This is a genomic window from Kitasatospora albolonga (assembly GCA_002082585.1).
Taxonomy (GTDB): Bacteria; Actinomycetota; Actinomycetes; order Streptomycetales; family Streptomycetaceae; genus Streptomyces; species Streptomyces stephensoniae.
This window is the reverse complement of record CP020563.1, coordinates 3,036,940-3,058,412: the sequence shown is the minus strand read 5'-3', so window position 1 is coordinate 3,058,412 and position 21,473 is coordinate 3,036,940. Positions and strand designations below refer to the sequence as shown.

Sequence of the window (21,473 nt, the reverse complement as noted above, 5' to 3'; positions counted from 1 at the left end):
CGCCCAGCCCGCGCCTCCCGCCCCCCGCCGGGAAGCGCCCCGCGGCAGCCGCCGAGAGGCCCCCGCCCCCCGCCCCTACGGCAGCGCGATCCCCGTGTCGATCCCGTCCAGCGCGTGGGCGCAGGCGCAGTTGCGGGTCTCCGTCGCGGGCAGCCCGCCCACCGCGTCGAACAGCACCGACCGGAGCCGGTCCACGTTGGCCGCGAACACCTGGAGGACCTCCTCGTGCGAGACGCCCTCACCGGCCTCGGCGCCCGCGTCCAGGTCGGTCACGAGGGTCAGCGTCGTGTAGCAGAGCCCCAGTTCCCGGGCCAGCACGGCTTCCGGGTGGCCGGTCATCCCGACCACGGACCAGCCCATGGCCGCGTGCCAGCGGGATTCCGCGCGGGTGGAGAAGCGCGGCCCCTCGACCACCACCAGGGTGCCGCCGTCCACCGGCTCCCAGCCGCGCCCGCGCGCCGCGGCGAGCGCCGCCCGGCGGCCCTCGGGGCAGTACGGATCGGCGAAGCCCAGATGGACGACGTTGGGTACGGTCCCGTCGGCCCGCGTCTCACCGTCGTAATAGGTCTGCACGCGCGTCTTGGTGCGGTCCACCAGCTGGTCCGGGACGAGCAGGGTGCCCGGCCCGAACTCCGGGCGCAGCCCGCCGACGGCGCACGGGCCCAGCACCTGGCGGACCCCGACGGAGCGCAGGGCCCAGAGGTTGGCCCGGTAGTTGATGCGGTGGGGCGGCAGATGGTGGCCCCGGCCGTGGCGGGGCAGGAAGGCCACCCGGCGGCCGCCGATCTCGCCGAGGAAGACCGAGTCGCTGGGCTTCCCGTAAGGGGTGTCCACGGAGACCTCGGTGACGTCCTCCAGGAAGGAGTAGAAGCCCGAGCCGCCGATGACCCCGATCTCCGCCCCTGCCCCCGCCGCCGTACCCGCGCTGTCTGTGCCGGAGCTCGTGTCCGTATGTGCGTTCGCCATGCGGTCACCGTATCCGGGGGAACACGTGGCGCTGCCCGGGGTGAACGCACGGACCCCGCCGAGTGGCTCGGCGGGGTCCGGTGAAGCGGTGAGACGTTGTGGGGCGTACGCGGCTCAGGCGGCCGACGTACCGCTCGACGACGAAGCCGGCGCGGGGGCCGACGACGAGGCGGAGGACGAGGACGAGGCGCTGGACTTCGTGTCCGAGCCCGTCGACGTCGACGAGGACGAACCGGAGTCGGACGACTTCGAGGTCGCCGAGGCAGGCGTGCTGCTCGACGAGGAACCCCGGCTGTCGTTCCGGTAGAAACCGGAACCCTTGAAGACGATGCCGACCGCAGAGAACACCTTCTTCAGGCGTCCGTCGCAGCTCGGGCACACGGTCAGGGCATCATCGGTGAACTTCTGCACCGCCTCGAGGCCCTCGCCGCACTCGGTGCACTGGTACTGATAGGTCGGCACTTGCTCCTCCTGGCACTCTCACTCAATGAGTGCTAACGACGCTCCATACTGACGTATTCCGCGGGATCAGTCCACCGTGACCGGCTCGCGGTGACCGATCCCACGTGCGACGGTCCGGCCCGCGGACTTCGGTGCCAGCCGCGAGCGCAGGGCCAGCAGGGTCGCCAGCGCCAGTACGGTACCGGCCAGCGGGACCAGGAATCCGGTGCTCGCGCCATGGGCGTCGGCGAGTTGCCCCGCCACGGTCACGGCGGCGGCCTGGCCCAGTGCCACGGCGCCCGTCAGCCAGGTGAACGCCTCGGTGCGGGCGGTGGCCGGGACCAGCGACTCGACCAGCGTGTAGCCGCTGATCAGCGCCGGGGCGATGCAGAGGCCGACGAGCAGGCCGAGTCCGGCCAGCAGCGGTACGGAGTGCACGGCCCAGAGGCCGGAGGCCATGAGGGTCAGGGCCACATAGCCGACGACGAGCCGGCGCTGCGGGCTGATCTTCCAGGCGATGGCGCCGCAGACGATGCCCGCCAGCATGTTGCCCGCGGCGAAGATCCCGTACAGCAGACCGTTCATGCCGGGGTGGCCGATCTCCTGGGTGAACGCCGTCAGGGAGACCTGCATCCCGCCGAAGACCGCGCCGATGCCCAGGAAGGCGACGATGAGCACGCGGACACCCGGTACGGAGAGCGCCGAGGCGTGCGGCCGGTCCGCCGTTGCGGCGGGGCGGGGAGCGGGCTGGGTGGCGCGCTGCGCGGCGAAGAGCAGACCGCCGACCAGGGTGAGCGCCGCTTCGGCGATCAGCCCGGCCGCCGGGTGCACGCCGGTGCACAGCGCGGTCGCGATGACGGGTCCGAGGACGAAGGTGAACTCGTCGGTCACCGACTCGAAGGCGGCGGCCGTGGACATCAGCGGGGAGGCGGGCCGGTCCGGGGTGGCCCCCAGCAGCGCCGCCCAGCGGGCCCGCACCATCGGGCCGATCTGCGGGACGGAGGCGCCGGTGGGCACGGCGGCGGCGAACAGCGCCCACAGGGGCGCGCCCGCCAGCGCGAGCGCGGTCAGGGTGCTCACGGAGGCGGTGTGCAGCAGCACGCCGGGCAGCAGGACGGCCCGCTGGCCGAACCGGTCGGCGAGTTTGCCGCCCTGCGGGGCCACCAGCGCCATGGAGACACCGGCGACGGCCGCGACGGCGCCCGCGCTGCCGTACGAGCCGGTGGTGTGCTGGACGAGCAGCACGATGCCGATGGTCAGCATCGCGAAGGGCTGCCGTGCGGCGAAGCCCGGAAGGAGGAAGGTCCACGCACCGGGGGTGCGGAGCAACTGCCCGTAACCCGGGCGGTCGGTGACCGTGGTCGCCACGGTCCTTGCCTTTCTGCCGCCTGGTGGCGCTGCTTCCCGGCGCCTTTGTGGGGCGGGCCGGACGGAAGCGGCCGAGAGCTGTCCTCTTCGCGCGGAACTGCGGTAGATGCCGGGCGACTCGCTGCCATCGGCGGAGAAACGCCGGGCGAAGAGACACCACGACCGCCATACGGTCGCGCCAGCTCTGCATCAGACAGAGTTGGTCGATCAGTGTGCCTTTATCGTACAGGCAGAAAACCCTGTGCGCCTGTGAATGCGCACAGGGTCTCCTGGTGGGCCTGTGATCCGCGTCCTATTCCTGTCGACTTCCTGTCAACCTCTCTGATGACGCGTGTCCGTACCGGAGGCGCCGTCGGCAGCCCCGAGCCTCTTGACCGGCCTGGCCGGACCGACCGGACCGACCGGTCCCGTCCGTCCGCCCGTCGCCGGGGCCTTCGCGAGCGCCGGCGGTCCCGGGTTGCCCGGTGTGCCGGACGGCCCCGTCCCGCCGCCCGTGCCCAGCCAGCCCGCCAGTTTGCCGCCCTCGCCGACCGCCCGGAGCCGGGCCTCCGCCTTGTCGCGCACCGGATCGGTCGCCACCACCAGCAGCTCGTCGCCGCGCCGCAGGACCGTGGTGGGGGAGGGCACGAAGCTCTCCTCCTCGCGGACCACCAGCGTGACCGCCGCCCCGGCCGGGAGCCGCAGCTCGCCGACCTCGACGCCGTGCATCCGGGACTTCTCCGGGATGTCCACCGACAGCAGGTGGCCGCGCAGCCGCTCCAGGGGAGCGGATTCGACGCCCAGGTCGTCGGCCTCGGCCCGGTCCTCGGCGATCTTCAGCCTGGCCGCGACCCAGGGCAGGGTCGGGCCCTGGATCAGCGTGTAGACGATGACGAGCACGAAGACGATGTTGAAGATCCTGGTGCTGCCCTCCACCCCGGAGACCATCGGGATGGTCGCCAGGATGATGGGCACCGCCCCGCGCAGCCCCGCCCACGACATCAGGGCCTTCTCGCGCGCGGGCAGCCGGAACGGCGCCAGGCTCAGGAAGACCGACAGCGGCCGGGCCACCATGGTCAGCACCAGGCCCACCACGACGGCGGGCCAGAAGTCCTGGACCAGGTCGTGCGGGGTGACCAGCAGGCCGAGCAGCACGAACATGCCGATCTGGGCCAGCCAGCCCAGCCCGTCCGCGAAGCCCCGGGTGGCGGGCCAGTGCGGCAGCTTGGAGTTGCCGAGGATCATCGCGGCCAGGTAGACGGCGAGGAACCCGCTGCCGTGGGCCATGGCGCCCGCCGCGTACGCCATCACGGCGATGGCCATGACGGCGATCGGGTAGAGGCCGGAGGCGGGCAGGGCGACGTGCCGCAGCCCCAGGGAGCCCAGCCAGCCCACCGTGATGCCGATGGCGGCGCCGATGGCCAGCTCCAGGGCGATCTCGCCGATCAGGACGTACCAGTGCTCGACCGGGCCGACGGCGGAGAACGCGACGACGAGGATGACCACGGGGGCGTCGTTGAAGCCGGACTCGGCCTCCAGCACACCGGTGATCCGGGACGGCAGCGGCACTCTGCGCAGAACGGAGAAGACGGCGGCGGCGTCGGTGGAGGAGACGACCGCGCCGATGATGAGGGCCTGGCGCCAGTCCAGCCCGACGAGGTAATGAGCGGCTGCCGCGGTGATGCCCACGCTGATGCCGACGCCGACGGTCGAGACCACCGCGGCGGCGGGCAGGACGGGACGGACCTCTTTCCACTTCGCCCCGAGTCCGCCCTCGGCCAGGATGACGACCAGGGCGGCGTAACCGATCACCTGCGTCAGCTCGGCGTTGTCGAACTTGACGTCGAAGATGCCGTCCTGCCCCAGAGCGATCCCGATGCCGAGATACAGGAGGAGGCTGGGGAGCCCGCTGCGCGAGGAGATCCGTACCGCCGCCACGGCGACGAGAAGGACGAGCGAGCAGACGAGCAGGAGTTCGTTGAGCGCGTGGACAGTCAGGAGCCGTTCCTTCCCTGCGTGCGCCTGCCGGATCGACCTCCGGCGGCCAGTACTTCGTTACCTTACCTAATCTTTAACGCTTCCTTGACGGCTTCCGCGTTCTCCATAAGGCTTTCGCGCGTTCGTACGAGGGATACGCAAATGGATGCATCCCTATACCGCGTCCGAGTGGCTTACCGGCTGCGCCTATGGTTGCTCCTGCACTCCCAGGACCACCCTGCCCCTCGAAGGACAGCGATGCCCGCCAATACAACCGACGCTTCCGGCCCTTCCGACGCGAAGAAGCCCGGCAAGAAGAAGAAGGGGCGCCGCGTCCGCCTCCTTCTGCTCGTCCTGGTGCTGGCGCTCGTCGCGGGTGTCGGGTTCGGCGCCTACTGGTCCGTGTCCACGGTGCGGGCCTCGTACCCCCAGACCACCGGAACGGTCACCCTCGACGGCCTCTCCGGCGAGGTCGAGGTCAAGCGCGACTCCTACGGCATCCCGCAGATCTACGCGAATTCCGACGCCGACCTCTTCCGCGCCCAGGGCTTCGTCCAGGCCCAGGACCGCTTCTGGGAGATGGACGTCCGGCGGCACATGACGGCGGGCCGGCTCTCCGAGATGTTCGGCTCCGGCCAGGTGGAGACCGACGCCTTCCTGCGCACGCTCGGCTGGCGGAAGGTCGCTCAGGAGGAGTACGACAAGGTCCTGGACGAGAGCACCAAGCGGAACCTCCAGGCGTACGCGGAGGGCGTCAACGCGTACCTGAAGGACAAGGAAGGCCGGGACATCTCGGTCGAGTACGCGGCGCTGGGGCTGACCAACAACTACAAGCCCACCCAGTGGACCCCGGTCGACTCGGTGGCCTGGCTCAAGGCGATGGCCTGGGACCTGCGCGGCAACATGCAGGACGAGATCGACCGTTCGCTGCTGACCAGCCGCCTCGACAAGGGCCAGATCGAGGACCTGTACCCGGAGTACCCCTACAAGACGCACAAGCCGATCGTCGACCGGGGGGCGGTCTCCCCGGTCACCGGGAAGTTCGAACTCGACGCCACCCCGTCCGGCGGCACCGGGGCCGAGATCCCGCAGGGCGCCGCCGAGGGCCTCAACACCCAGCTCTCCGCGCTCTCCGACACCCTCGACGAGATCCCCGCCCTGCTCGGCCCGAACGGCAACGGCATCGGGTCCAACTCCTGGGTCGTCAACGGCGACCACACGACGACCGGCAAGGCGCTGCTCGCCAACGACCCGCACCTGGCGCCGATGCTGCCCTCCCTCTGGTACCAGATGGGCCTGCACTGCCGGAAGCTCTCCAAGACCTGCCAGTACGACACCGCGGGCTACACCTTCTCCGGGATGCCCGGTGTGATCATCGGTCACAACCAGGACATCGCCTGGGGCCTGACGAACCTCGGCGCGGACGTCACCGACCTCTTCCTGGAGAAGGTCTCCGACGACGGCTACCTGTACGGCGACAAGGTGAAGCCGTTCACCACCCGTGAGGAGACCATCAAGGTCGCGGGCGGCAGGGACCGGAAGATCACCGTCCGCGAGACGGACAACGGGCCTCTCGTCTCCGACCGCAGCAAGGAACTGGACAAGGTCGGCCAGAAGGCCCCCGTCGGCAACTCCGCCCCCGACCGCGCCGACGGCTACGCGGTCGCCCTGAAGTGGACCGCCCTGGAGCCGGGCAAGTCCATGGACGCGGTCTTCGCGATCAACCGGGCCAAGGACTTCACCACCTTCCGGGCCGCCGCCAAGAACTTCGAGGTCCCCTCGCAGAACCTCATCTACGCCGACACCGAGGGCAACATCGGCTACCAGGCGCCGGGGAAGATCCCGGTCCGCCTCAAGGGCGACGGCACGCTGCCCAGCCCCGGCTGGGACCCGGCGTACGGCTGGGCGAAGGAGCCGGTTCCCTTCGACGAGCTGCCCTACGAGTACAACCCGAAGCGCGGGTACATCGTCACCGCCAACCAGGCCGTGATCGACGAGAGCGAGTACCCCCACCTCCTCACCAAGGACTGGGGCTACGGCACCCGCAGCCAGCGGATCAACGACCTCATCGCCCAGAAGATCAAGGGCGGCGAGAAGGTCTCGACCGATGACATGCAGAAGATGCAGATGGACAACACCAGCGAGATCGCCGCGCTCCTGGTGCCCGAGCTGCTGAAGATCAACGTCTCCGACCCGAGCGTGCGCGAGGCCCAGAAGCTGCTGGAGGGCTGGGACTACACCCAGGAGCCCGACTCGGCCGCCGCCGCGTACTTCAACGGCGTCTGGCGCAACATCCTCAAGCTCGCCTTCGGCAACAAGCTCCCCAAGGAGCTGCGGGTCAAGGGCGACTGCATCAACGTGCCGCCGGCCAAGAACAGCGGCCCGGTCGACGCGCAGCGCAAGCTCGTGCGCGAGTGCGGCCAGCGCGACGGCGACTCCGCGCAGCCGGACGGCGGGGACCGCTGGTTCCAGGTGGTCCGCGACATCGTCAAGGACCAGGACAACGAGTGGTGGAAGGCGCCCGCCAGGGGCCGTGAGGACGCCCTGGAGAACCGGGACGAGCTCTTCGCCCGGGCGATGGAGGACGCGCGCTGGGAGCTGACCTCCAAGCTCGGCAAGGACATCTCCACCTGGAGCTGGGGCCGGCTGCACCGGCTGATGCTGAAGAACCAGACCCTCGGTACCGAAGGGCCCGATCTGCTCCAGCGGGCGCTCAACCGGGGCCCCTGGAACCTCGGCGGCGGTGAGGCGGCGGTCAACGCCACCGGCTGGAACGCGGCGAGCGGCTACGAGGTGATCTGGGTGCCGTCGATGCGGATGGTCGTCAACGTGGGGGACTGGGACAAGTCCCGCTGGATCAACCTCTCCGGCGCCTCCGGGCACGCGTTCAACGCGCACTACACCGACCAGACCGACAAGTGGGCCAAGGGCGAGCTGCTCGACTGGTCCTTCGGTACGGACGCGGTCGGCGCGTCCACCGTCGACACGCTGACGCTGAAGCCCCGGCAGCCCTGAGGCCCTGCCCGAAAGCCCGGCAGCCCTCGGCCCCGGCGCGGGGTGCGGTGGTCAGGTGGTGAAGCGCCGGGCTCCGGCCGGGGTGACCACGGCGTCCACGGGGTGGTCGTGCGGTTCCACAGGGACCCGCGCGACCACCTCGTTCTCGTACAGGAGCACGATGAGCGCCGGGTCCGCGCCGGCCGCCGAGAGCCGGGCCAGCACCCGGTCGTAGCTGCCGCCGCCCCGCCCCAGCCGCATCCCCGCGCCGTCCACGGCCAGTCCGGGCAGCAGGACCGCGTCGGCCGCCACGACGGCGTCGGGGCCGAGCCGGGGGCCGTCCGGTTCGAGGAGCCCGCGCCCGGCGGGCAGCAGATGCTCCGCGCCCCCGTACACCGCCCAGTCCAGGTCGTTGTCGGCCAGGAGCACCGGCAGCAGCACCCGTACACCCCGCTCGCGCAGCGCGTCCAGCAGCGCCCGGGTCCCCGGTTCACGCCCCACGGAGACATACGCGGCCACCGTCCGGGCGTCGGCCAGTTCGGGCAGAAGCAGGGCGTTGGTGACGAGAACCGCGGAGGCTTCCGCGACGTCCTCCTTGGTCAGGAGCGCCCGTGCGGCGAGCAGTTCGCTCCGCAGAGAGGCTTTTGCGGGCACCTTCACAGGCCCCTTTCCGGACTTGTCGGTGTACAAGAGAGCCTCACATGTTCTCGTATGGACATATTTAAGGGCAAAGTTAACCGGAACCTCGCCTTCCGGCTGTGTGCGCCCGTTAAGGTTCTGTGCATGAATCAGTCGCCCTCCAGGATCAGCAAGGCCGTCATCCCGGCAGCAGGTCTCGGAACCCGTTTCCTGCCCGCCACGAAGGCCACTCCCAAAGAGATGCTGCCTGTCGTCGACAAGCCGGCCATCCAGTACGTCGTCGAGGAGGCCGTGGCCGCGGGCCTCTCCGATGTTCTGATGATCACCGGTCGGAACAAGCGTCCCCTCGAGGACCACTTCGACCGCAACTACGAGCTGGAGTCCGCGCTCACCCGCAAGGGAGACGCCGAACGCCTGGCCAGGGTCCAGGAGTCCAGCGACCTGGCCACCATGCACTACGTCCGCCAGGGCGACCCGCGCGGCCTCGGCCACGCCGTGCTGTGCGCGGCCCCGCACGTGGGCGACCAGCCCTTCGCGGTGCTGCTCGGCGACGACCTGATCGACCCGCGCGACCCCCTGCTGGCCCGCATGGTGGAGGTCCAGGAGCGCGAGGGCGGCAGCGTCGTCGCGCTGATGGAGGTCGACCCGGCCCAGGTGCACCTGTACGGCTGCGCCGCCGCGGACGCCACCGTGGACAGTGACGTCGTCCGGGTCACCGGCCTGGTGGAGAAGCCGGACCCGGCCGACGCGCCCAGCAACCTCGCGGTCATCGGCCGGTACGTCCTGGACCCCGCTGTCTTCGACATACTGCGACACACCGAGCCGGGCCGGGGCGGCGAGATCCAGCTCACCGACGCCCTCCAGCTGCTCGCCGAGGACGAGAAGATCGGCGGCCCCGTGCACGGCGTCGTCTTCAAGGGCCGCCGCTATGACACCGGTGACCGGAGCGACTATCTGCGTGCCATTGTCAGACTGGCGTGCGAACGTGAAGACCTGGGACCGGACTTCCGGACCTGGCTCCGCAAGTACGTCACCGAGGAGATGTAACCCCTTGAGCAGCACGATCTGGTCGGTGGACGAGCACCTGGACGACATCCTCGCCACGGTGGGGCCGCTCGAACCCATCGAGCTGCAACTGCCCGACGCGCAGGGCTGCGTCCTGGTGAAGGACGTCGTCGTGGAGGTGGCCCTGCCGCCCTTCGACAACAGCTCGATGGACGGCTACGCGGTACGGGTCGCCGATGTCGAGGGGGCGAGCGAGGAGTTCCCCGCCGTCCTCACGGTCATCGGCGACGTCGCCGCGGGCAGCGCCGGGCTCGCCGACGGCCAGGTCGTGGGGCCGGGACAGGCCGCCCGCATCATGACGGGCGCCCCGCTGCCCGCCGGTGCGGAGGCCGTCGTCCCGGTCGAGTGGACGGACGGCGGTACGGGCGAGGGCCCGGCCGCCGCCATGCGCGCCCACTCCGACGCGCCGGAGGGCGCCACCGGAGAGGTCCGCGTCCACCGGTCCGTCGCGGCCGGCGCCCATGTCCGTGAGCGCGGGAGCGACGTCAGGCCCGGCGATCTGGCCCTGCGCGCGGGATCGATCGTCGGCCCGCCGCAGATCGGCCTGCTCGCCGCGATCGGCTGCTCGACCGTCGTCGTACGGCCCCGCCCGCGCGTCGTCGTCCTCTCCACCGGCAGCGAACTGGTCCAGCCCGGCGAGGAGCTGACAGCGGGCCAGATCTACGACTCCAACAGCTTCGCGCTCACGGCCGCCGCCCGGGACGCCGGAGCCATCGCCTACCGGGTCGGCGCGGTCACCGACGACGCCGAGACCCTGCGCGCCACGATCGAGGACCAGCTGATCCGCGCGGACATCATCGTCACCACGGGCGGCGTCAGCGTCGGCGCGTACGACGTCGTCAAGGAGGCGCTCTCCTCCGTCGGCGACGAGGACGAGCCGGGCAGCGGCATCGACTTCCGCAAGCTCGCCATGCAGCCGGGCAAACCGCAGGGCTTCGGCTCCATCGGCCCCGACCACACCCCGCTGCTGGCCCTGCCGGGCAACCCGGTCTCCAGCTACGTCTCCTTCGAGCTCTTCGTCCGCCCCGCCATCCGCGCCCTGATGGGCCTGACGGACGACCTCCACCGCCCCACGGTCCGGGCCCGGCTGAACACCGGCAAGGCGCTGACCTCGCCCGCCGGCCGCCGCCAGTTCCTGCGCGGCACATACGACGAGGAGGCGGGCACGGTCACCCCCGTCGGCGGCTCCGGCTCCCACCTGATCGCCGCGCTCGCCCAGGCGGACGCGCTGATCGTGCTGCCCGAGGAGACCACCTCCGCCGAGCCCGGCACGGAGACGGACGTGATCCTGCTCCGCTGACCGCAGCCCGGGGGCGGTACTATCTGCCGCCGTGCCTTCCGGAGGACCCTCTCCGGCCCGGGCCGATCGGCGCCCCTACCGCTAGGCGGAGTGAGTTGAGTACGCAGAACAGGCTGACGCACATCGACGAAGCGGGCGCGGCCCGCATGGTCGACGTGTCGGAGAAGGACGTCACCACGCGCGTCGCCCGCGCCAGCGGCCGGGTCCTCGTCTCGCCGCGCGTCATCGAGCTGCTCCGGGGCGAGGGGGTCCCCAAGGGCGATGCCCTCGCCACCGCGAGGATCGCCGGGATCATGGGCGCCAAGCGCACCCCGGACCTGATCCCGCTCTGCCATCCGCTGGCCGTCTCCGGTGTGAAGGTCGACCTGGGCGTGGCCGACGACGCGGTGGAGATCACGGCCACCGTGAAGACGACGGACCGCACGGGCGTCGAGATGGAGGCCCTGACGGCGGTCTCGGTGGCGGCCCTGACGGTGATCGACATGGTGAAGGCGGTCGACAAGAGCGCGGTCATCACCGACGTACGGGTCGAGGCGAAGTCGGGCGGCAAGTCCGGCGACTACCGCCGCACCGCGCCGGAGGGCCGGACGACAGGACCGGCAGCGGGGCCTGCCGCATGACGCCGCCGCACGGGCCGGGGTCGCCGGGCCATGACCAGCCGGGGGAGTCCGCGCAGGCGCCGGGCCACGGAGAGCCGGGGCGCACGCCGGAGCACGCGCTGGGCCACGCCGCCGACCGCGCACCCGAACCCACCGGAACCCCGACCTCCGCCCCGTACCGCGCCCTCGTCGTCACCGCCTCCAACCGGGCCTCCGCCGGGATCTACGCGGACAAGGGCGGCCCCCTCATCGCCGAAGCGCTCACCGCCCTCGGCTTCACGGTCGACGGGCCGCAGGTCGTCCCCGACGGCGACCCGGTCGAGGCGGCCCTGCGGGCCGGGGTGGCCGCCGGGTACGACGTCATCGTCACCACCGGCGGTACGGGCATCTCACCCACCGACGCCACGCCCGAGGCGACCCGCCGCGTCCTGGACCACGAGATCCCCGGCATCCCCGAGGCGATCCGGGCCGAGGGGCTCGCCAAGGTCCCCACCGCCGCGCTCTCCCGGGGGCTCGCGGGCGTCGCCTCCCGCACCCTGATCGTCAACCTGCCCGGCTCCACCGGCGGAGTGCGCGACGGCCTCGCGGTCCTCGGGCGGCTCCTGGTGCACGCCGTCGACCAGCTCCGCGGCGGCGACCACCCCCGACCGGGGAGCCCGAGCTGAACATCGCGACCTGGCCGGTGACGCTGACCGACGGCGAGATCGTCCTGCGCCCGATAAAGATGCGCGACCAGCGGGTATGGCGTGAGGTCAACCGGCGCAACCGCGACTGGCTGCGCCCCTGGGAGGCCACCGTCCCGCCGCCCGCGCCCGGCGGCCCGGTCGCACAGCGGCCCACGTACCGGCAGATGGTCCGTCATCTGCGCGCCGAGGCGCACGCCGGGCGGATGCTGCCGTTCGCCATCGAGTACGAGGGTCGGCTCGTCGGCCAGCTCACGGTCGCGGGGATCACCTGGGGCTCGATGTGCTCGGGCCACATCGGCTACTGGGTCGACCAGGGCGTCGCCGGGCGCGGGGTGATGCCGACGGCCGTGGCGCTCGCGGTCGACCACTGCTTCCGCTCGGTCGGGCTGCACCGCATCGAGGTCTGCATCCGCCCGGAGAACGCGCCGAGCCGCCGGGTGGTGGAGAAGCTCGGGTTCCGCTCCGAGGGCGTGCGCCCGCGCTATCTGCACATCGACGGGGCCTGGCGCGACCACCTGATCTTCGCGCTCACGGCCGAGGAGGTCCCCGAGGGGATGCTCCGGCGCTGGCGCCGTACGCGGCCGGTGACGCCACAGGGCCCGGGAGAGCCCGGCGGGCCGGGCTTGTCCGGCTGAATAAAATAAATGTTCGAATTTGATCGACGGATGGCTGCAATGGGTCGCACTATCGGTGACTGTTGATCCGATCAGTCACAAAAAAAGTCCGTGATATCAGCCGGATCGTGCGACACACCGGGCCAATTGGCGGATGCCTTGGCGTAAACCCCTCTACGGTGTGAGCGTGAGCAGCAGCGGCCTCATCTACGCAGTCATCGTCGGGGCCTGGGCCGCCTACTTGGTGCCGATGTGGCTCCGCAGGCAGGACGAGCTCAACGAAGCACGTCCGACGGAACGCTTCAGCACCGCCATCCGGCTGCTGTCCGGACGGGCGGCGATGGAGCGCCGGTACGCCAGGGAGCTGCGGGAGCGCACCGCCGAGGAGGCGGGGCCCGACGTCGACCCGGACGCCGAGACGGACCGTATGGATTCCGTGGACGTCCGGGCCTTTGCCGCGCCTCCGGCGCATACCGAAGCCAGGGTGCACGACCCGGCGCACGCTCCCGAGCGCGGAGCCCCGGGCCACCAGGTTTCCGACCGTCAGGCGCACGACCGCCGCCCGGGGCACCAGTCCCCGGACCGGACCGGTCACCAGTCCCCGGATCGGATCGGGCATCAGTCCCCGGACCGGACCGGGCATCAGCTCCCGGACCGTCAGACGCACGACCGGCGCTCCGGCGAGCGCCCGGCGGCAGCCGATGGCCCCCCGGCCCAGCGCCGCCCCCGCTCCCGTACCGGCGCCGCCGATGCCGAGCGGGCCCGGCGCGCCCAGCGCTCGCAGGTCCTGGCCCGGCGCAGGCGGACCACGGTCGTCCTCTTCCTGGCCTTCACCCTCGGCGCGATCGTGGCGGCGGTCGGCGGACTCGGCTTCCTCTGGGCACCGGCCGTTCCGGCCGTGCTGCTGAGCACGTACATCGTGCATCTGCGCGCCCAGGAGCGCCGCCGGTTCGCGTTCACCATGGACCGCCGACGGGCCGAGGTCGCGGCGCAGCGGCTGCGCGAGAACCGCCCCCGCAGGCACCAGCCCGCCGCCTCCGCCCCCGCCGAGCCCGACGACGACTCCGAGGCCCACCACCCGGAGCCCGAACCCACCCCCACGGTCTCCCCGCAGGAGGCCGGCCGCCGCGCCCTCGTCGAGCAGACGGACCACGCGGAGTGGGTGGACCAGCAGCGCGAACGCGGCCGGGTCCAGGGCGACAGCTGGGAGCCCGTCCCCGTACCGCTCCCCACCTATGTCACCGCCCCCGTCGCCCCCCGGGCCACCGGCGGCGTCGAGGTCGGCGACCCGGAGACCTGGAGCGCGGCCCGTTCCAGCGCCGCCGAGCCCACCCAGACCGGCACGTCGCACCCGACGGCCCCCACGGTGGACCCGGCGCCGCGCCAGCGCACCAACCAGTCCCGCCGCACCCGCGACCGGGGCCGGACCCCCCTCTTCGACCAGTACGACGACGAAGACCGGCCCCGTGCGGCCAACGAGTGAGACCCCGGAACCGGGACACCGCTGACCAGCGGAGGAGCGGATTTCCGAGGAGCCCGGTGAGGGTGCTAGAGTTTCACTCGTTGCAAGGGCCTGTGGCGCAGTCTGGTAGCGCACCTCGTTCGCATCGAGGGGGTCTGGGGTTCAAATCCCCACAGGTCCACAACAACAACTGTTCTTGATTTCACTCAGGAAGAGTTCACGAGATCCCGTCCGATCTGATTGATCGGACGGGATCTCGGCGTTTCCGGGGTCTGATTCGAGGTCTGTCCGAACGAGGTCGATGCTGGGGACGGGTGTTCTGCGGTCGTCGGCCTGAGGTTTCGGGGTGATTCCGGTGCGTCTGGCGTTCTGGGGCCGTCGGCGGGCGCGTGTGATCCCCGCTTGTGGTGCTGAGGTCTCAGGTGGGCGTGCGGATTTCCGGACCCTTGGGCGGAGGCGGGCCGGCCGCGTCGGCAGGGCCATGCGCCACCGGTTCGTCCGCGGGGGTCTGTGGCGGCTCTTGCGTGACGCCGTCGCCCTGGTCGGCGTACTCCTCGACGGCCGGCGACAACAACGTCTCCCGCGTGATCGTCAGGTGAAGCCGGCCGCTCCTTGGCCAGCGCAGTCTTCTCGCGCAGTGCCGCCGACTCGCCACGAACGAACGCCTCCTCCTGATCCAGACGCTCGAACGCGGATGCTCCCAACCGGCCGCAGGTGATCGCCGTGCGCCCGCACCCCTCCAGCAGACGACAGCACTCGTCCACGCCGTAGGGCCGGAACATGCCTACCTCAGAAGGGAGGTTCGAGATCGCCGCGGCCATCGCTGTGTGGCCCACAGTCCCATGGCTCCTCCTGGAGAGGTTCGATGCCGGTGACGTCGTGGCCCCATGCTCCGAGGGCCTTCCAGGCAACGCGCCGGTTGGGGCCGTCGCTGCTGGTGTCCAGGACGGCCCGCGCGTGCACGGCGAGGTGATCGCGGTGCACGGCGAGCGCGGGGTGCTCGGCGAGGATGAGCGCGGCGGTGACGGCGGCTTCGCGCACGTCCTCGTGACTGTCCCGCAGGAAGGGCACGACGGCCCGATAGAGCATCGGGCGCAGGTCCCGGAAGGCTGCCACGACGGTGCCCGGGGTGAGGAAGCCAGGGAAGTACTGCTCGGTGCGGTCGACCATCTCGTCGGAGGCGTCGTAGGCCGTGAAAGCCAACCAGTTCAACAGTGCCGCGCGGATGGGGACGCCGCGATACGGCCGAAGGGTCATGGCCGCCGGGTGGGCGAGGGCACCGGCGACATACAGGGCGACGGGGGCAGTGGCTTCGTAGACGCTGTTCTGGTGGCCGACCAGCTCACTCAGTTCCGACAAAGCGGTGACCTGCACCTTGGGATCAGGCTCCAGCAACCGTGCCAGGACTTCGGGAAGGCACTCACCGCTCCCGAAAGCCGTCTGGAGCGAACCCCAATCAGTCTCCGCCAGGACTGCCTGGCAGGGCGGCACGTCAGGCTCGCGGGGCGCCCCTGCCTCGGAGCTGCTGCGGTTCACAGGCCAAACCTAGACCAGACTTCTGACACGATTCCCGCCCGGGCCAGTCGGAAGCCGCTGTCCCTCAGAGGGTGACGGGTGGGTTTGCACCGGTCAGGCAGGAGGGCCGGTGTTCCGGCGGCAGGGACGAGGTGTTGTGTCACCTCTGCGGTGGAGGTGCCGGGGTGCCGTCAGTAGTTGGACCTCGACGGCGAGCCCGATCAGGGCACCGGGTCCAGCCGGATCCCCGGACTGAGCCAGCGGTGGACCGACCATCCCACCGACGCCGTCACAGCAGGTCAGCGGGGAGTGAGCGAGGGCGACGAGATCACCGTACGGATCGTCGAGGTCGACCTCGTGCGCCGCCGCCTGTCCTCCCGCGCGTACGCTTCCGCATCTGGCTCAACTAGCCCAAATGCCGCTTAGCGCGACAAATTTCCCTCTCTGCGTTTCGGTAGGGATACCTGGACCTGCCTTCCGTCGCCTGCGCGTGGGAAGCACCCTGCCCTGCCGAGCCGCTGGAGCCCCGCCTTGCCCATCGCCGAGCCCGAACTCGTTCGGCGGCTGGAGAAACGTCAGCCGTTCGCCTACCTTCTCGCCTCCGTACGGGGGGTCGGGCAGGTCGATCTCCAGCCCGGGCTGCTGACCGGCGCGACGATCCTCGTCGCGCTCTGGGTGGCGGGCTGGGAGACCGGCCTGTTCGCCACGCTCGGCACCCTGGTCGCCACGGCGACCGCCTACGCCCTCGCCGTGGACCGGGCGGGTATCGCGCTCGGGCTTCAGGGATACGCGGGCTGCCTGACGGGCATCGCTCTCGTCTCCTCGCTGGGGAACCATCCGGCCACCTACGTACTGGCCGTCGCCGGTGCCATGATGTGCACGATCCTGATGGCCGCCCTGGGCACTCTTCTCGCCCCCTTCGGGCTCACCCCCCTGACCGCGCCCTTCTGCGTGGTCTCGGGAGTGGTCGTGGTGGGCGCCCCGTCGTTCGACCGGGTCTGGCACGGAGCGCCGAACCCCGTCTCCAGCACGACGAGCGGTGACACCGGCATCTCGTGGAACGACCTGTGGCACGCGTTCTTCAACAACGTGTCGCAGGTCTTCCTGGTCGAGAGCTGGTACGTCGGCCTGATCATGCTCGTCGGCCTCGCGCTGGCCGGGCTGCGCGTGGTGCTCTACGCCGCGGCCGGCAGCGTGGTCGGGATCGCCGCCGCCTGGCTGATGGGCGCCCCGACGGAGCTGATCGCCGCCGGTATCTACGGATACAACGCCGTGCTCGTGGCCATCGCCGTCGGTGCCGTCTTCCTGTCCCACTCGGTCTGGACGGGGGCGTACGCCCTGTTCGGCGCCGCGGTGACCACCTGTCTCACCGCCTCGCTGACCTCCTTCTTCAAACCGTTCGGCGGCCACACCTTCACCTGGCCGTTCATCCTCACCACCTGGGTGCTGATGGCTGCCGTCCCCCTGCTGCCGCGCCTGCGCCGGAGCGAGTGACCGCTCCCGCCCGGTACGGACCTCCGCCCTCAGCCCGTACATCACCGAGGAAGGCACTGACGATGAACCTCGCCCCCCGCGAGATCGACAAACTGCTCGTCTACGTGGTGGCCGACCTGGCGCGCAAGCGCCGGGACCGCGGTCTCAAGCTCAACTACAGCGAGTCGGTCGCCCTGATCACCGAGGCGATCCTCGAAGCGGCCCGGGACGGCAGGAGTGTCGCGGACTGCATGGAACTCGGCCGCCATGTCGTGGGCGAGGCGGAGACCATGGACGGCGTACGGGAGATGCTGGGGCTGCTCCAGGTCGAGGCGTCCTTCGTGGACGGGACCAAGCTGGTCTCCTGCCACGACCCCATCGGCGGCTGAGCTGTGGCCGAATCCGTCGCCGTCATCGCCGTGTGCGGCCACGAAGCCGCCCACGGCCAGGCCCTCGCCCCCCTCGTGGACGCCGGAGTGAGCGTCGTACCGAACGGGCGCGCGCTGTTCCGGAGCATCACCGAGCACGCGCGCCGGGGCGAGGAAGCCGTCGTCGTCCCCATGACGCTCGGCCGTGACCCCGAACTCGTGGCCGACACCGCCCGGACGCTGCGCGCCGTACCCGCCGCCGAGCGGGGCACGGTCGTGCTCGCCGAACCCTTCGGCACCGCCCAGCATCTGACCGGCTGGCTGCGGGCCGCCGCGGGCCGGGTGCCCGAGGGGTCCGCGCTGCTGGTCACCGCCCCGTCCGGCGACCCGTTCGAGGACGCCGAGCTCTACCGGATCGCCGCTCTCGTCCGCCGCCACGGTCCCCACCCGTTCGTCGAGGTCGCGTTCTCCGGCGGTGATCCGGACCTGGCCGAGGGCGTCCGGAGGTGCCGGCTGCTCGGCGCCCGGCGGGTGGCGCTGCTCCCGGCCGCGTTCGTGCTGCCGGACGTTCCCGGGCCGGCCGACGTGGACCGGATTCCGGCCGGCGTGGACCGGATTCCGGTCGACCGGGCCGGGCCGCTCCTGTCGGCGTCGGCGCTGCGACGCGTGCTCACGGAGCGGGTGACCGACGCCCGGCGGCGCCTGCGCGAGCACGGCGACGACGGCATCGGGGCCGGGCTCACCGCGGCCGACAACCACGGCCACTCCCACACCCACCCACCGGGCGAGGGCCACAGCCACAGCCACAGCCACGGCCATACGCACGAGCACGCCCACAGCCACGAGCACGCCCACCCCCACGAGCACGCCCCCGGCACGGCGCACCGGCACCACCACCCGTCCGCCGACGAGGCGGACCGAGCCACCAGGAGCATCGCATGACGTTCCGTCAGCAGTACCTGTACGGCAAGGGCCCCATCGAGCTCAACGCGGGCCGCCGCACCCTGAAGGTCACCGTCAGCAACACCGGTGACCGCGCTGTGCAGGTCGGGTCCCACTACCACTTCTTCGAGGTCAACTCGGCGCTCTCCTTCGACCGCCAGGAGACGCTCGGCATGCACCTCAACATCGCCGCCGGTACCTCCGTGCGGTTCGAGCCCGGCGGTTCGCGCGAGGTCGAGCTGTGCGCGTACGCCGGTACCGGCCGTCTCACCGGCTTCAGCGGCCTGCTCAACGGCAGCCTCTCCTCCCGCCCCGCACGGGTCGAAGCCGTCCGCAAGGCCATCGAGCAGGGCTTCCAGGGCGCGGAGGGTGCCCCGCGGGCCGAGCGCTCCACTCCGGCGACCACCAGGAACGCGGCCAAGCCGTCGGCCAAGAACGCCAAGGCCACCGAAGCTGCCAAGGCCGCCAAGAACACCAAGGCCACCGAAGCTTCCAAGGCCGCGAAGGACACCAAGGGTTCCAAGGCCACGAGGAAAGACAAGAAGGGTTCGCGCTGATGCCCATCCTGCCCCGCAAGCAGTACACGGACATGTTCGGCCCGACCGTCGGCGACCGCTTCCACCTCGCCGACACCAACCTCGTCGTCGAGGTCGAGAAGGACTACAGCGAGGGCCTGTACGGCGACGAAGTCGTCTACGGCGGCGGCAAGACCATGCGCGACGGCATGGCCTCCGACCCGCAGGCCACCTCCGCCCAGGGCGCCCTCGACACCGTCATCACCAACGTGGTCGTCATCGACCCGATGGTGGGGGTCGTCAAGTGCGACATCGGCATCAAGGACGGCTTCATCGTCGGCATCGGCAAGTCGGGCAACCCGCAGACCCAGAACAACGTCGACCCGAACCTGGTCATCGGACCCGGTACGGAGGCCATCGCGGGGGAGCACCTGATCGCCACCGCGGGCGCCATCGACAGCCATGTCCATCTGATCGCCCCGCAACAGGCCGAGCAGGCGCTGACCAACGGCATCACCACCCTGATCGGCGGCGGCACCGGTCCGACGGACGGCTCCAACGGCACGACCTGCACCCCGGGCCCGTACAACATCGCCCGGCTGCTCCAGGCCGCCGAGAACCTGCCGGTCAACCTCGGCATCATGGCCAAGGGCAACGGCAGCCTGCCGGAGGCGCTCCAGGAGCAGGTCGTCGCCGGTGCCTGCGCGCTCAAGGTGCACGAGGACTGGGGCTCCACCCCGGCCGTGATCGACAACGCGCTGACCGTCGCGGACCAGCACGACGTCCAGGTGGCCATCCACACCGACAGCCTGAACGAGGGCGGCTTCTTCGAGGACACCCGCTCCGCGATCGACGGCCGGGCCATCCACACCTTCCACAGCGAGGGCGCGGGCGGCGGTCACGCCCCCGACATCCTGCGGATCGCCGGAGAACCGAACGTCCTGCCGTCCTCGACCAACCCGACGCTGCCGTACACCAAGAACTCCGTGGACGAGCTGCTCGACATGGTCATGGTCTGCCACCACCTCAGCCACGACATCCCCGAGGACGTGTCCTTCGCCGACAGCCGGGTCCGGGCCGAGACGATCGCGGCCGAGTCGGTGCTCCACGACCTCGGTGTGATCAGCATGTTCTCCTCGGACTCGCAGGCCATGGGGCGGATCGGGGAGTCCGTCACCCGGGCCTTCCAGACCGCGCACCACTGCAAGGACAAGCTGGGCGTGCTGGAGGGCGACTCGGCGCGCAACGACAACCAGCGCGTGCTGCGCTATCTGGCCAAGGTCACCATCAACCCGGCCATCGCCTCGGGCATCTCCGACCACGTGGGCTCGATCGAGAAGGGCAAGCTCGCCGACATCGTGCTGTGGCCCATCCACTCCTTCGGGGCCAAGCCGAAGATGGTGATCAAGGGCGGCATCGTCTCCTGGGCGCAGATGGGCGACCCCAACGCCTCGCTGCCGACCCCGCAGCCCGTCACCTACCGGCCGATGTTCGGCCAGTACGGCAAGGCCCTGCAGGCGACCCACGCGACCTTCATGTCCCAGGCAGGCATCGCCGCCGGGGTCCCGGCCGAACTCGGCCTGGAGCGCAGGGTCCTGCCCGTGCGCCGCACCCGCACCATCGGCAAGCACAACATGATCCGCAACGACGCCCTCCCGGACATCAAGGTCGACCCGGAGACGTTCAAGGTCACGCTGAACGGCCGGGTCGCCACCATCGACCCGGCCGAGACGCTGCCCCTCAACCACCTCTACTTCCTGGTCTAGGGCCGATGTACCGCGACGAGAACGACACCCCGCCGGACCTCCCGCCCGCGGCGACCGGGGAGACCGCGGCGACCGGGGCAACCGGGGCCGACGCGGGCGGCACGGGCGGCACGGGGCTCGGGCCGCTGCTGGTCAGTCTCCAGCTGACCGACTCGGCGTTCCCGAGCGGCTTCTACACGCTCTCGCACAGCCTGGAGGGCTTCGCCCAGGCCGGAGCCGTCGACCCCGACAGCCTGCCGCTGCTCCTGGAGGACCTCCTGCTGTACGGCGTCGGGCCCGCGGACGCCACCGCCCTCGCCCTCGCCCACCGCGCCACGGCGGCCGGTGACCCGGCGGCCACCGTCCGGATCGACGAACATCTCCTGGCCACGAAGCTGGGCCGGGAGATGCGCCAGGCATCGGTCCGGACCGGCCGCCAGCTCCTGGACCTCGGCCGGGAGGTCTTCGGCCGCCCGGAGATCGGCGACTACCTCGACCGGGTCGTGCGGCGCGAGGCGCCCGGAACCCAGGCGGTCGCCGCCGGGGTGATCTACGCGGCGACCGGGGTCCCGGTCCGCCAGGCCGTCGCCGCGGACCTGTTCGCGTTCTGCGTCAGCTTCGCGGGCGCCGCCCTGCGGCTGCGGCTGACCGATCACCGTACGACGCAGACGCTGATCCGGGGCGCCGCCCCCCTCATCGAGAGGACCGTCGAGGCCGCCCTGCGGCGCGAACTCGACGACGTCGGCGCCACCGTCTTCGCCTCGGACATCATGTCGGGCCGCCATGAACGCGCCGAGGCACGGCTCTTCGCCAGCTGACATCCAC

The 21,473-nt window shown here is 71.2% G+C and carries 18 protein-coding genes, 1 tRNA gene and 1 pseudogene; 14 read left to right on the top strand and 6 right to left on the bottom strand.

What is annotated here, in order from left to right:
* Positions 1–75 precede the first annotated feature (75 nt).
* From B7C62_13190 to B7C62_13175, 4 genes are all read right to left on the bottom strand, one after another.
* Complete coding sequence (locus B7C62_13190) at positions 76–966, bottom strand: methylthioadenosine phosphorylase (GenBank protein ARF73115.1); 891 nt, start codon at positions 964–966, stop codon at positions 76–78.
* Between the two features lie 114 nt (positions 967–1,080).
* Positions 1,081–1,428 (bottom strand): FmdB family transcriptional regulator, encoded by a 348-nt coding sequence (locus tag B7C62_13185; GenBank protein ID ARF73114.1) that lies wholly within the window; start codon positions 1,426–1,428, stop codon positions 1,081–1,083.
* Between the two features lie 66 nt (positions 1,429–1,494).
* Positions 1,495–2,775, bottom strand: coding sequence for an MFS transporter (locus B7C62_13180; protein ID ARF73113.1), 1,281 nt, complete (start codon positions 2,773–2,775; stop codon positions 1,495–1,497).
* Between the two features lie 312 nt (positions 2,776–3,087).
* Positions 3,088–4,752: a K+/H+ antiporter gene (locus B7C62_13175; protein ID ARF73112.1), complete on the bottom strand. Its 1,665-nt coding sequence runs from the start codon at positions 4,750–4,752 to the stop codon at positions 3,088–3,090.
* A gap of 237 nt (positions 4,753–4,989) precedes the next feature.
* Here B7C62_13175 and B7C62_13170 point away from each other — a divergent pair, with 237 nt between their 5' ends.
* Positions 4,990–7,746 (top strand): penicillin acylase family protein, encoded by a 2,757-nt coding sequence (locus B7C62_13170; protein ID ARF73111.1) that lies wholly within the window; start codon positions 4,990–4,992, stop codon positions 7,744–7,746.
* A 51-nt stretch (positions 7,747–7,797) separates the two neighbouring features.
* On the opposite strand, the gene B7C62_13165 is transcribed toward B7C62_13170, so the two are convergent.
* Positions 7,798–8,385 carry a 5-formyltetrahydrofolate cyclo-ligase gene (locus B7C62_13165; protein ID ARF73110.1) on the bottom strand — a complete coding sequence of 196 codons (588 nt, stop codon included), beginning with the start codon at positions 8,383–8,385 and terminating at the stop codon, positions 7,798–7,800.
* 123 nt (positions 8,386–8,508) lie between these two features.
* Here B7C62_13165 and B7C62_13160 point away from each other — a divergent pair, with 123 nt between their 5' ends.
* From B7C62_13160 to B7C62_13130, 7 genes are all read left to right on the top strand, one after another.
* Entirely contained in the window at positions 8,509–9,411 is a 903-nt protein-coding gene (locus tag B7C62_13160) for a UTP--glucose-1-phosphate uridylyltransferase (GenBank protein ARF73109.1), read from the top strand.
* Between the two features lie 4 nt (positions 9,412–9,415).
* The gene (locus B7C62_13155; GenBank protein ID ARF73108.1) at positions 9,416–10,729 is read left to right on the top strand and encodes a molybdopterin molybdenumtransferase MoeA; all 1,314 of its coding nucleotides are present in this window, start codon (positions 9,416–9,418) and stop codon (positions 10,727–10,729) included.
* A gap of 95 nt (positions 10,730–10,824) precedes the next feature.
* Positions 10,825–11,349, top strand: a complete 525-nt coding sequence (locus B7C62_13150; protein ARF73107.1) for a cyclic pyranopterin monophosphate synthase MoaC — start codon at positions 10,825–10,827, stop codon at positions 11,347–11,349.
* Between the two features lie 98 nt (positions 11,350–11,447).
* Positions 11,448–11,993 carry a molybdenum cofactor biosynthesis protein gene (locus B7C62_13145; protein ID ARF77139.1) on the top strand — a complete coding sequence of 182 codons (546 nt, stop codon included), beginning with the start codon at positions 11,448–11,450 and terminating at the stop codon, positions 11,991–11,993.
* Between the two features lie 17 nt (positions 11,994–12,010).
* Positions 12,011–12,649, top strand: coding sequence for a GNAT family N-acetyltransferase (locus tag B7C62_13140; protein ARF73106.1), 639 nt, complete (start codon positions 12,011–12,013; stop codon positions 12,647–12,649).
* Between the two features lie 166 nt (positions 12,650–12,815).
* Positions 12,816–14,111, top strand: a complete 1,296-nt coding sequence (locus B7C62_13135) for a hypothetical protein (GenBank protein ID ARF73105.1) — start codon at positions 12,816–12,818, stop codon at positions 14,109–14,111.
* Between the two features lie 86 nt (positions 14,112–14,197).
* Positions 14,198–14,274, top strand: a tRNA-Ala gene (locus B7C62_13130).
* A gap of 605 nt (positions 14,275–14,879) precedes the next feature.
* On the opposite strand, the gene B7C62_13125 is transcribed toward B7C62_13130, so the two are convergent.
* Positions 14,880–15,626 carry a hypothetical protein gene (locus tag B7C62_13125; protein ID ARF73104.1) on the bottom strand — a complete coding sequence of 249 codons (747 nt, stop codon included), beginning with the start codon at positions 15,624–15,626 and terminating at the stop codon, positions 14,880–14,882.
* A gap of 510 nt (positions 15,627–16,136) precedes the next feature.
* Here B7C62_13125 and B7C62_13120 point away from each other — a divergent pair.
* The 6 genes and pseudogenes from B7C62_13120 (at position 16,137) to B7C62_13095 (ending at position 21,466) form a co-directional block, all read left to right on the top strand.
* Positions 16,137–17,099, top strand: coding sequence for an urea transporter (locus B7C62_13120; GenBank protein ID ARF73103.1), 963 nt, complete (start codon positions 16,137–16,139; stop codon positions 17,097–17,099).
* Positions 17,100–17,161: 62 nt separating this feature from the next.
* Entirely contained in the window at positions 17,162–17,467 is a 306-nt protein-coding gene (locus B7C62_13115; GenBank protein ARF73102.1) for an urease subunit gamma, read from the top strand.
* A 3-nt stretch (positions 17,468–17,470) separates the two neighbouring features.
* The gene (locus B7C62_13110; protein ARF73101.1) at positions 17,471–18,388 is read left to right on the top strand and encodes a cobalamin biosynthesis protein CbiX; all 918 of its coding nucleotides are present in this window, start codon (positions 17,471–17,473) and stop codon (positions 18,386–18,388) included.
* Positions 18,385–18,945: an urease subunit beta gene (locus tag B7C62_13105; protein ARF73100.1), complete on the top strand. Its 561-nt coding sequence runs from the start codon at positions 18,385–18,387 to the stop codon at positions 18,943–18,945. The genes B7C62_13110 and B7C62_13105 overlap by 4 nt, the downstream gene beginning before the upstream one ends.
* The gene (locus tag B7C62_13100) at positions 18,945–20,669 is read left to right on the top strand and encodes an urease subunit alpha (protein ID ARF73099.1); all 1,725 of its coding nucleotides are present in this window, start codon (positions 18,945–18,947) and stop codon (positions 20,667–20,669) included. Before B7C62_13105 ends, B7C62_13100 begins: the two co-directional genes overlap by 1 nt.
* Positions 20,670–20,794: 125 nt before the next feature.
* A pseudogene (locus B7C62_13095) lies at positions 20,795–21,466 on the top strand (urease accessory protein).
* Positions 21,467–21,473: the final 7 nt, after the last annotated feature.